This is a genomic window from Bradyrhizobium lablabi (assembly GCF_001440475.1).
Classification (GTDB): Bacteria; Pseudomonadota; Alphaproteobacteria; order Rhizobiales; family Xanthobacteraceae; genus Bradyrhizobium; species Bradyrhizobium lablabi.
Window position 1 is genome coordinate 54,647 of sequence record NZ_LLYB01000090.1, and the last position, 11,856, is coordinate 66,502.

General features: G+C 62.7%; 6 protein-coding genes. 3 read left to right on the top strand and 3 right to left on the bottom strand.

What is annotated here, in order from left to right; all coding sequences use genetic code 11:
• Positions 1-18: 18 nt before the first annotated feature.
• The gene (locus tag CQ14_RS26170) at positions 19-1,857 is read left to right on the top strand and encodes an AMP-dependent synthetase/ligase (protein ID WP_057860712.1); all 1,839 of its coding nucleotides are present in this window, start codon (positions 19-21) and stop codon (positions 1,855-1,857) included.
• 89 nt (positions 1,858-1,946) lie between these two features.
• Positions 1,947-3,146: an ABC transporter substrate-binding protein gene (locus CQ14_RS26175; RefSeq protein WP_057860713.1), complete on the top strand. Its 1,200-nt coding sequence runs from the start codon at positions 1,947-1,949 to the stop codon at positions 3,144-3,146.
• 261 nt (positions 3,147-3,407) lie between these two features.
• Here the strand turns inward: CQ14_RS26175 and CQ14_RS26180 are convergent, their stop codons facing one another.
• The 3 genes from CQ14_RS26180 to CQ14_RS26190 all read right to left on the bottom strand — a co-directional run bounded on the left by CQ14_RS26180 (position 3,408) and on the right by CQ14_RS26190 (position 7,989).
• Positions 3,408-4,439, bottom strand: coding sequence for a medium chain dehydrogenase/reductase family protein (locus CQ14_RS26180; RefSeq protein ID WP_057860714.1), 1,032 nt, complete (start codon positions 4,437-4,439; stop codon positions 3,408-3,410).
• Positions 4,440-4,781: 342 nt separating this feature from the next.
• A complete protein-coding gene (locus CQ14_RS26185) occupies positions 4,782-6,962 on the bottom strand; it encodes a PQQ-dependent dehydrogenase, methanol/ethanol family (protein ID WP_057860715.1) in 2,181 nt (726 codons plus the stop codon).
• Between the two features lie 235 nt (positions 6,963-7,197).
• Positions 7,198-7,989 (bottom strand): transglutaminase-like cysteine peptidase, encoded by a 792-nt coding sequence (locus CQ14_RS26190; protein ID WP_057860716.1) that lies wholly within the window; start codon positions 7,987-7,989, stop codon positions 7,198-7,200.
• A gap of 609 nt (positions 7,990-8,598) precedes the next feature.
• Here CQ14_RS26190 and CQ14_RS44800 point away from each other — a divergent pair.
• On the top strand, positions 8,599-11,805 hold a 3,207-nt coding region (locus CQ14_RS44800; RefSeq protein ID WP_210183172.1), incomplete at its 3' end, for a VCBS domain-containing protein.
• Positions 11,806-11,856 lie beyond the last annotated feature (51 nt).

Below are 11,856 nucleotides of genomic sequence, written 5' to 3' on the forward strand. Positions count from 1 at the left end.
ACAGAGGGAGGAAGACGCATGGCCAGACCGGCAGTGCTGACGGTCGCCGACACGATCGCGAGGAGCTTTCTGAAGTCCGTGGAGCAGCGCGGCGACCGGCCCGCAATCCGCGAAAAGAAGTTCGGCATCTGGCAGCCCACCAGTTGGCGCGAGTGGCTGCAGATCTCAAAGGATATCGCCTTCGGCCTGCATGCGTCCGGCTTCCGGCCCGGCGACGTTGCTTCGATCATCGCCAACGCGGTGCCGGAATGGGTCTATGCCGACATGGGCATCCTGTGCGCCGGCGGCGTTTCTTCCGGCATTTATCCGACCGACTCCTCGGCGCAGGTCGAATATCTGATCAACGATTCCTCGACCAAGGTGATCTTCGCCGAAGACGAAGAGCAACTCGACAAGATCCTGGCCTGCCGTTCGCGCTGCCCGACGCTGCAGAAGATCGTGGTGTTCGACATGGAAGGCCTCCATGGCTTCAGCGACCCGATGGTGCTGTCGCTCGCCGAATTCATGGCGCTCGGGCGCAACCACGAGCAGGACAACGAGGCGCTGTGGGACGAGATGATCGGAAGCCGCTCGGCCGGCGATCTCGCCATTCTCGTCTATACTTCAGGCACCACCGGCCCACCCAAGGGCGCCATGCATTCCAACCGCAGCGTGACGCATCAGATGCGCCACGCCAACGACCTGTTTCCGTCGACCGATAATGAGGAGCGGCTGGTGTTCCTGCCGCTCTGCCACGTCGCCGAGCGGATCGGCGGCTACTACGTCTCGCTGGCGCTGGGATCGGTGATGAATTTCGCCGAGAGCCCGGAAACCGTGCCGGACAATCTGCGTGAGGTGCAGCCGACCGCTTTTCTCGCGGTGCCAAGGATCTGGGAAAAATTCTATTCCGGAATTACCATCGCGCTGAAGGACGCGACCACGTTCCAGAACTGGATGTACCGCAACGCGCTCGCGATCGGCAACCGGATGACCGAGTACAAGCTGCAGGGCGATACGCCGCCGCTGTCGCTGCGGCTCGCCAACCGCGCCGCCTATTGGCTGGTGTTCCGCAACATCCGCCGCATGCTCGGCCTCGACCGCTGCCGGCTGGCCTTCACCGGCGCGGCCCCGATCGCACCGGACCTGATCCGCTGGTATCTCGCGCTCGGCCTCGACATGCGCGAGGTCTACGGGCAGACCGAGAATTGCGGCGTCGCCACCATCATGCCGCCCGACCGCATCAAGCTCGGCTCGGTCGGCAAGGCCGCGCCGTGGGGCGAAGTCATGATCTCACCGCAGGGTGAAATCCTGATCCGCGGCGATTTCCTGTTCATGGGTTACCTGAACCAGCCGGAAAAGACCGCCGAGACCATCGACACCAAGGGATGGCTGCACACCGGCGACGTCGGCTCGATCGACAATGAAGGCTTCGTCCGGATCACCGACCGCATGAAGGACATCATCATCACCTCGGGCGGCAAGAACATCACGCCATCGGAGATCGAGAACCAGCTGAAGTTCTCGCCCTACGTTTCCGATGCCGTGGTCATCGGCGACAAGCGGCCGTATCTGACGTGTCTGGTCATGATCGACCAGGAGAATGTCGAGAAGTTCGCGCAGGATCACGACATCCCGTTCACCAATTACGCCAGCCTGTGCCGTGCGCAGGAAATCCAGGACCTGATCCAGCGTGAGATCGAGACTGTTAACGTCAACTTCGCACGCGTCGAAACCATCAAGAAGTTCTATCTGATCGAGCGCCAGCTTACGCCCGAGGACGAGGAGCTGACGCCGACCATGAAGCTGAAGCGCAGTTTTGTGAACAAGCGCTACGCGGCCGAAATCAACGCCATGTATGGCGAGCGGGCGGTGGCGTAGGCGGACATTGGGACAATATTTGAAAACGGCGAAGGACTGAGAAGGCCCCACCCTTCGCTCAACACGGGCCAAACGAAGAGGAGACTGTAATGTCGAAATCGTTGAAGGTGCTGGGCCTTGCGGTAAGCGCCCTTGCGCTGACCCAATTGCCGGCCGCAGCCCAGACCAAGGTCACCGATCAAGGCATCTCCGCCAGCGAGATCGTCGTCGGCACCCATCAGGATCTGTCCGGCCCGATCAAGGTCTGGGGCGTTCCGGTCTCCAACGGCCTGAAGATGGCGGCTGAGGAAATTAACGCCGCCGGCGGCATCCACGGCCGCAAGATCAAGCTGATCCTGGAGGACAGTGGCTACGATCCGAAGCGCGCCGTGCTGGCGTCGCAGAAGATGGTCGAGCGCGACAAGGTGTTCGCCATGGTTGGTCCGATGGGTTCGCCCACCGTGCTCGCCGCGCAGGACATCCTGTTCGATGCCGGCGTGCTGCAGCTGTTCCCGCTGACGGCGGCCGAATTCACCTTCAAGTTCGATCCGGCCAAGCCGCAGGAGCGGCTGAAGTTCAACAACCTCCTGCCTTACGTCGAGAGCACGCGCGCTGCCGTCAAATACATGCTGGAGACGAAGAACTTCAAGAAGCCCTGCATCATGTATCAGGACGACGAGTACGGAAAGAACGTGCTTGACGGCTTCACCCAGCAGGTCACCGCGATGAAGCTCCAGCCGGCGTCGGTCACGAGCTACAAGCGCGGCGCTTCCGACTTCAGCGCGCAGGTCGCCAAGATGAAATCCGACGGCTGCGACGTGGTCGTGCTCGGCACCGTGATCCGCGAAACCATCGGCGCGATGGGCGAAGCCAAGAAGCTCGGCTGGGACGTCACCTTCCTCGGCGCCACGCCGACCAACGTGCTGGAAGTGCCGGCGCTCGGCAAAGAAGCGGTCGAGGGCCTCTATGCCGCGTCCGGTTTCGAAATCCCGTACGAGGATACGGCAAAGGGCAAGGTCAAGGACTGGCTCGCCAACTACAAGAAGATGTTCGGCTCGGACGCCAACACGCAGGCGATCATCGGTTACAACGCCATGATGACCTTTGCGTTCTACGCCGAGAAAGCCGGCAAGGACCTCACCGGCCAGAAGATGATGGACTCGCTGGAGTCGGGCGAGAAGTTCATGGACATCTTCAGCTCGCCGCCGACCAAGTTCTCCAAGACCGACCATCTCGCCAACACCATCACCCAGGTCCAGCAGATCAAGAACGGCCGCTGGGTGCTGGTCAAGGAAGGCCTGATGTTCTGAGGGAGCGCTTTGCTCCAACGATACTAAACTAGACGACAAAGGGCTGCGCGAGACCATCGCGCAGCCCTTTCGCTTTTTGCCGTTGCCCAGCAGCCAATGTTTCCGTCATTGCGAGGAGCGTAGCGACGAAGCAATCCATCTTTCCTCGCGGGGATGGATGGATTGCTTCGCTTCGCTCGCAATGACGGTTGATTCGGGCTGTCCCCATCAAACGAAGAAGGGCCGCACGGGTCGCTTGCGCAGCCCTTTGTCTTTCGGTGCTCAATCGCAGACCAGCACAAGCTTGCCCCTTACCGATCCCTGGCCGAGCAGTTCCTGCGCGTGGCGAGCCTCGTGCAACGGAATGCGTTCCGCAATGATCGGCTGAATCTTCCGGTCGCGAAGCAGATCAAGCAGCTTGCTCAAATCTTCCCGGAACCAGTCGGGTTTTTGCCGCTTCAGCATCTGGATGCTGTATGGGAGGATGCGCCTCCTGCCCGGTGAGAGGAGTGCACGGAGTGCGTACCACGCTGGCCGTACAATGCCTCGAAAACGGTACCGCAAGCCCCCCGTCAGCTGGCCCTTTCGCAGAAACGACGTGAAGCCATAGACGATGACACGGCCGTCCCGTCTCAGCGTCTGGAAGGATCGCCAGACATTTTCCTCGCCAACCCCGTCGAAAACGACATCCACGCCGTCGCCTGTCAGGCGGTGAATCGCTTCGACAAAGTCGACTGTCTGATAGTCGATCGGGGTGGCGCCCAGATCGGATACGATCCGATGCGTTGCGAGCGATGCGGTGCCATACATTTCGAGGCCGGCGAGGCGGCCAAGCTGCAGCAAGGCGGTGCCGAGTCCTCCGGCCGCACCATGAATGAGCACGCGCTGGCCCGGCAGGGCATGGGCAACGCGATGGATCATTTGGTAGGCGGTGATGTAATTGAGCACGAGGCTGACGGCCTCATCCGGATCAAGGCCGGCCGGGACAAGGGTGAGTTCAGGCAGTGGCAGGCAGATGTATTGGGCGTAGCCGCCGTGGATTGGCATGGCAGCAACCATCTGACCGAGCATGGCTTGCGGCGCGTCTTCTCCGACCTTGTCCACGGCCCCCACGATGTCCCATCCCGGCGTGAAGGGGAGCCGCGTTTTCTCCGGATGAATACCCTCCCGCATCAGCAGGTCTGCAAAGGAGACGCCGGCAGCGAATATGCGCACCCGCACCTCGCCGTGCGCCGGTTCCGGTGCCTCTTCCTCAACCGTCTCCAGGACCTCGGGCCCGCCAAGACGGCGAACGATGATGCGCAGGAATTTCATACTGGCGTCATCCGGGTCGAACCCGTCTCACGAAGACGGGTTCGAACAACCATGCGCCGGCGGATGTCTGGCGCTTTGCGCCAGATCAAAGCTGCGCAGAGGGACGGGTTGGCATGTGGTGCTTCATTCCGTTCGCCTTGAGCGGACAACGGGCGAGCGCATGCAACCGGCGCGTTGCCGCTGCGCATCTAAAGCCGGTCGATGTTGTTTGCTGAATTCGGACAAGACGCGATCTGGATCACGGCGTTCGCGGCCGAAAGTCCGTCTGGCTCGGGACGCGACGCCCCGGACATCTGCGCGAAGACGGGGGTCGCGCTTTTGTCCGGGGCAGGAGCGTAGCAGTCACTTCGGCCGGATCGCGTCCGCCGTGCCCTGGATGAAGGCCTGCAGCTTCGGGATATCCTCTTCCTTCAGCTTGCCCGTGAAGTCAGGCATGCCCTGGTCGCGGAACGGGCCCTTGAACACGAAGTCCTTGAGGTTGGCGATGGTTTCCTTGGAGACGTAACCGAGGTTCCTGATATTGCCGCCCTTGTCGACGCCGGGGACGCCGTGACAGAGCACGCAGTTGCTGAGATAGAGCAGCGTACCTTCGCCGACGTGGTTCGGGTCATATGGCACGCCCGCAAGCAGGCCCTCGGTCTGGTACTTCACGAATTCCGGCGGCGGCGCGTTGCCGTCGATCGCGAAGGTGTAGACCGTGCCCGGGCTCTGCAGCTCGGTCGCGCGCTGCAAGAGACCGAACACGCCGCCCCAGCCGACCGCAATCGAGACATATTGCTTGCCGTCGATCGTGTAGGTGGAGGCCGCCGCGACCGCGCCGCTGCCCACCGGCTTCTCCCAGAGTTTTTCGCCCGTTGTCGCGTTGTAGGCGATGAAGCGCCCGTCGGCCGAGCCCTGGAACACAAGATTGCCTGCCGTGGTCAGCGTGCCGCCGTTCCACGGCGCGACATATTCGGCGCGCCAGGCTTCCTTCTGCTTGACCGGATCCCAGGCGAGCAGACGGCCGAACGGCGTGTTTTTCGGCGGATCCGCATCGAAGTTGTAGCCGAGGTTCCAGCCCAGCCCGACCATGGGCCGTCCGGGAGCGTTTTCGTTGTGCGCCCATTTCTTGTCTTCAACCACCCGCACGGGAATGTTCTGCGCCGGCAGATAGACGAGGCCGGTTTGCGGGTTGAATGACATCGGATGCCAGTTGTGGGCGCCATACGGGCCCGGGATCATGTCGTACGGCTTGTCGGTGCGCGCGTCGGCCGTCTCCATCGGCCGTCCGTTCGCGTCGTAGCCGGTCGTCCAATTCACATCGACGAAGTTCTTCGCCGAGATGAACTTGCCGTTGGTCCGGTCGATCACGAAGAAGAAGCCGTTCTTCGGCGCGTGCAGGATCACCTTGCGTGGCGCACCGTCGATGTTGAGGTCGGCGAGGATCATCGGCTGGGTGGAGGTATAGTCCCAGTTATCGCCGGGCGTTTCCTGGTAATGCCAGATGTATTTGCCGGTGTCGGCGTTCAGCGCCACCAGCGAGGCGAGGTAGAGATTGTCGCCGCCGGACGGGCTGCGCGCGTTGCGGGCCCATGGCGCGCCATTGCCGGTGCCGATATAGACCATGTTGAGTTCGGGATCGAAGGTGATGGTGTCCCACGCCGTGCCGCCGCCGCCATTGATCCAGTATTTGCTGGCCGGATCCCATGTCTTGGCTGCGGCCGCCATCGATTCATCTTCGAAAGGTTTTGACGGATCGCCGGGCACCGTGAACCAGCGCCAGGCTTGGTTGCCGGTCTCGGCGTCATAGGCGGTGACGTAGCCGCGCGCACCGAATTCGGCGCCGCCATTGCCGATCACGACCTTGCCGTTGAACACGCGCGGCGCGCCGGTGATCGTGTAGGAGTGTTCCTTGTCGATCAACGTGTCCTTTTCCCATGCCACCTTGCCGGTGACCGCATCAAGCGCGACCAGGCGGCCGTCATAGACGCCGACAAACACCTTGCCCTTCCAGAGCGCGACGCCGCGATTGACCACGTCGCAGCAGCCCTTGTAGCCCTTCTCGCGGTCGACCTTCGGATCGTAGCTCCAGAGTCGCTTGCCGGTGCGCGCATCGATCGCATGCACCACGCTCCATGAGGCCGTGACATACATGACACCGTCGACGACCAGCGGCGTCGCCTCGACGCCGCGGGATGATTCGAGTGGATAGCTCCACACAAGCCCGAGTTTCTTGACGTTGTCGGCGTTGATCTGGTTGAGCTTGGAGAAGCGCGTCTCGGCATAGTCGAGGCCGATGGTCGGCCAGTCGTTCGAGGTCGCGGTGTTGGCCTTGATCGAAGCGCCGTCGACCGCCGAGGTAACGGCCTTGATGTGCTCGGGCGATCCCTTGGCGGGGCTCTGTGCAAGGGCTGCGCTGCAGGATAGCGTCAGGCCGAGTGCAATGGCGACCGCGGCCTGCGCAAGGTGCGCCGGTCGACGGGAAGTAACGGCAATTTCAGGAAGCAGACGGCAAGCGGAATCAACACGCGGCGAACGTATCATTTCATTCCCTCCCAGTGATCTCTAGCGGATCTGGTGGAATGCTATGCCGGTGAGAAGGATCGCGTCAATCAAGCCGGGGCACGAAATGCAAAAGAGAAAATTTGCCTCATCATGTTTTCAGCGAACGAGCACACGCTGGTATACCGGCTGCGGCGCACCATCGGCACGGCGCGAGGAAGATCAGGCAAGAAGAGCAGATTGTTGCTGACCATCGGCGCGCAACAATTGCGTGCCGTCATTCTGTCGGTGTGTTCGAATGACCGTCCACGGAGCTCACGACGAATGACGCGACAGGGGCATTGCCCGAAGCGTCGGCGAGCAGGGGAGCATCGGCATATCGCATCACGCCGTGCTGGCCGATCACGAATGTCGGCCGGAAATTTCTGACATCGGCGTCCTCGACCATCGCCATGCGGCGGTTATCGAGCATCAGCCAGTGTCCATCCAGCCGCGCAGCGGCGACCGCATGGTCCTCGCCGCGGATGGTATCGCGCAGCACCACGATCCTGAGATCGTCGGGCGAAAGGCCAACCCGGCGCAGGGCCACGAATTTCGCAATCGCGTAGTCCTCGCAATCGCCGCCGCCACGGGCGAGCGTTGCGAGCGGCGGCGTCCAGACGTCGATCTGGCCGTGCTGGGCGAGATCGCTGGTCGCCCGGATCGCGAGATTGATGGCACGGTTGATTTCGCCAAGCCGGGCGCGGCCTTCGCGCAAGCGCGCGGCGTCGACGATGTCGAGGAACGTCAGCGCGGCCGGAGAGGCGCAGCCGTCACGGTCACCTTGGCACAGCGCAAGCTGCACCATTTCGTCGTCGAGCCGGTGCTGAACACCAAGCCATTTGTCGCGCAGTCCGCCACTGGAGAGGGAAAATGCCGCAAGCCCGAACGGCTCGGCCGAGCGCCGCACCAATTCTACTGGCGCTGAAGGCTCCGGCATCTCGGCCCGCAGGCCGGCCGGTGCGAGAACGGCCAAGCCGCACGCGACGATGCCTGCACGCCACGCGCGCGCATACACTGACAACCCCATCTGACGCCCCTTGTCCGGGCATCGGCGGGCTTGTTCTGCCTGCGCGTGACCGGATCATTTTGCAGGGGGCAGGATGAGCGGGCGAGCTTTTGATCCGCTTAAGGGCGGGGCGCGGCTGGCCGTGAAGTGCGAAACAGCCTGAACGTGGTGTTGCTGAAGACGGTGCAATTTCTACGATTAGGAAGGGGCGCGAGTCATCGCATTAACCCTGTCGGCCCTGTCTGGCGGTGCGGTGCCGGATCCCCGCGAAGGGGGAGTGCCGGTTGAGATGTGTGACCACCGAATCGGTGAAGTGACCGGCTGTCGCGCGCCAGTACCTTCCGCGGGAAGTGACGTCAGGTGCGGGGTGGCGAGGATAAGCCTTTTAGACTGCTTATCTTTATGCCTTGGGCGGACCTTGCCCAATTTTCAATCGGGCTGGGGCAGCTCCGGCCTTTTCCTTGCCACACTCTCGCCCGACACTTTTTCCGGACCTTTTTCGGTCCTGTTGCAGACTTACCCCATATTGAGGGTGTTCTCTGCGGGCGTACTTTTGTGTTCCTTACCCGCGTGGTATGAAAACCCCGCGGGGAAATTTCATACTTCTTAACCATTTAGATCGGTGGCCCATTGAACTACGCCGGGAAATTCGGATCGGGCGACCTCGGCCCTTTTTCCGGCGCGGATATTGGCCTTGGGTCATCGCTGTCATCGCACGGCCATGTTTCACCTTCGGGCAAGGTCCTTGTCGACAAAGTTTCGACACATGCGCCGTCCGACGCCATCATTGTTCCTGATGCCCATCTGCTCTTCAGCGGCGACTTCAAGCGGTCGGGCGTCGACCTGATCCTCTCGAGCGGCGAGCGCGAGCTCGTGCTGCCCGATTACTTCAAGGGCGAGAAGCGCGCCGCGCTGGCTTCGCCCGATGGCGCCCACCTGACCGGCGACATCGTCAACGCGCTGGCCGGGCACACCCAGTTCGCGCAGGCCGGCGGCAGCGCCAGCGTCGCGCCGCAAATGATCGGCCATGTGACGAAGCTCGTCGGCAATGCGACCGCGATCCGCAACGGCGTGTCGATCATCCTGAATCAGGGCGACACCGTTCACAAAGGCGACGTCGTCCAGTCCGGATCCGATTCGACGCTTGGCATCACTTTCATCGACGGCACCGTGTTCGGTCTCGCATCGAACGCCAGGATGGTGCTGAACGAAATGGTCTACGACCCCAACGGGTCGGACAACAAATCGCTGCTCAGCCTGGTGCAGGGCACGATATCGTTCGTTGCCGGCGCCACCGCCAAGAAAGGCGACATGAAGGTCGACACGCCGGTCGCGACCATGGGTATCCGCGGTACGGCGGTGCTGGTCGAGATCGACTTCGAGGTGCCCGGCCAGGGCGGCGCGCCGCCGGCGAAATTCCAGGTGCTGGTCGAGCCCGACGGCACCACCGGCTCCTACATCCTGTTCGACAAGACCACGCTGACGCCGATCGCGACCGTCAACCGGGCCGGCACGCAGACGATCATCAACGGTCAGGGCGGTGTCAGCTTCCAATCGTCGGTGCAGCTATCGCCCGACGCGCAGAAGATCATCAGCGACGTGTTCTCGCTGAAGTTCACCGACCTGAACAATCCGAACACCAAGCTCACCACCAATTTCACCGACTCGATCATTCCGGAAACGTTGTTCGTCAAGCTGACCGGCGGGGAGTTCATTCCCGTGACGGTTCAACTGGTCAACGTTCCGCACGGGGGCACCCCTACCGCGGATCCGAGCCCGCCGCCCAGGCTCGAGCACATTCCGGGCCCGCCGCAGGCCGATGCGTCCGGCGGCGCCGTTACCGAACGGATCGACGTGACCGCGAGCTCTGCGCTCAACAGCATCTCCGGTAGCGTCAGCTATCTCGACCTCAACCGCGGTGACACGCCGAGTGTCAGTGCGAAGGCTTCTTCCTTCATCTATCAGAACGCGCGGGGCGCCGACGTCACCGCCACGCTGACGGCCGAGCAACTCGCCGCGATCAAGGCGGTCGAAGTGCCGCTGTCCGTGGCGCAGGATCCCAACGGCAAGAATTTCGGGACGGCGACCTGGACCTACAATATCGCCGATGGCGCGTTCGACTTCCTCGCCGCCGGCGAGAAGCTGGAACTCACCTACCTGGCGCGGGTCGACAACAACTACGCGCCGAACAACGAGACGACGTTCGTGCCGTTCACGATCGTCATCACCGGCACCAACGACAAGCCGACGATCTCCGCGACCGGAGGCGAGATCACGGAGCGGATCGGGACCGGCAACACCGCGATCGATGTCGTATCCGGCACCGTCACCTTCGGCGACGTCGACCTGACCGACCGTCCCGTCGTCAGCGTGGCGATCTCCACGACCGATCCATTCCGCTATTACGACGCTGACGGCAACGACGTCACGGCGACGCTGACGCCGGAGCAGCTGGCGGCGATCCAGGCCGTCGAGGTGCCGCTCAGCGTGGTGCAGGGCAGCGGAAACACCAACAACGGCTCGGCGACCTGGACCTACAGCATCGAGGACAGCAAGTTCGACTTCCTCGCCAAGGGCGAGACGCTGGTGCTCAATTATGTCGCCAGGGTCGATGACGGCCATGGCGGCGTCATCAGCACGTCGATCACGGTCTCCATCGATGGCGCGGACGTTGCCGTCTCCGGCACCAACGACCTTCCGACCATCGAGGTGACGAGCGCGGCGTTCCCCGAGCTGTCGAATCCCGGCCAGCCGAACCCGACCGGATCACCGGCGCTTCATACCGTAGCGGGCACCATCAGCTTCACCGATGTCGACCTGACCGACCGCCCGGTGGCGAGCGCCGCGTTTACGTCTTTCTCCTATGCGAATGCCGCTCACACCGACATCACCTCATCGCTCACCGCAGCCCAGCTCGCCGCGATCGCGAATGTGGATGTGCCGCTGACGGTGGTGCAGGCCAGCGGCAATACCAACAACGGTTCGGCAAGCTGGAGCTACAGCGTTGCTGACGGGGCGTTCGACTTCCTTGCCGACGGCGAAATCCTGACGCTGACCTACACGGCAACCGTCGATGACGGGCATGGCGGCGTGGTCACCAAGCCGCTTACCGTCACCGTCACCGGCAGTAACGATACCGCCGAGATTACCAGCGATCCGCAGGTCGCGACGATCGCGGAAAAGGCAGGCACCCACAATTCGACGGCGCCGGATACCGCCAGCGGCGCGATCACGTTCACCGATGCCGATCTGACCGATACGCATGCGGTCAAGATCACTGGCGTCAGCGCCTCCGGCGTGAAGACGGGCCTTGCCAACGGCGCGGTTCAACTGAGCTGGCTGTCGCTGGGGCCGTTGACCGATTCCACGGATGGCGTGCAGGGCTCGAAGAGCTGGTCGTTCTCGGCGCCGGACAAATATTTCGACTATCTCGCCGATGGCGAGGCGGTCACGCTGACTTACACGGTGCAGGTCGATGACCATCATGGCGGCGTCACCGCGCAGGATATCGTCGTTACCATCAACGGCAGCAACGACGCACCTGAAATCGCCGATATCGCGCCGCAGGTCCTGACGGAGCCGACCAATACTTCGGCGCTGACGACAACAATGTCAGTGGTGTTCACCGATCGCGATTTGTCTGACGTCGGCCACACCGCAACCATCACCGGCGCGGTGGCGACCGGCACCACGTCGGGCCTCGCGCTCAATGAGACGGCGCTGATCGCGCTGGTGACGCCGGGCGCGGTGACCAAGGCTGCGGGCTCCTCGGCCGGCTCGGTTGACCTGTCGTTCTGCGCGGCCTCGACCGCGTTCGACTATCTGGCGAAGGGCGAANATCCTGACGCTGACCTACACGGTTGCGATCAACGACGGCGACGGCGGCGT

Coding starts and splice junctions, on each gene's coding strand:
- CQ14_RS26170 (WP_057860712.1), top strand. CDS start 19: ATGGCCAGACCGGCAGTGCTGACGGTCGCCGACACGATCGCGAGGAGC.
- CQ14_RS26175 (WP_057860713.1), top strand. CDS start 1,947: ATGTCGAAATCGTTGAAGGTGCTGGGCCTTGCGGTAAGCGCCCTTGCG.
- CQ14_RS26180 (WP_057860714.1), bottom strand. CDS start 4,439: ATGAAATTCCTGCGCATCATCGTTCGCCGTCTTGGCGGGCCCGAGGTC.
- CQ14_RS26185 (WP_057860715.1), bottom strand. CDS start 6,962: ATGATACGTTCGCCGCGTGTTGATTCCGCTTGCCGTCTGCTTCCTGAA.
- CQ14_RS26190 (WP_057860716.1), bottom strand. CDS start 7,989: ATGGGGTTGTCAGTGTATGCGCGCGCGTGGCGTGCAGGCATCGTCGCG.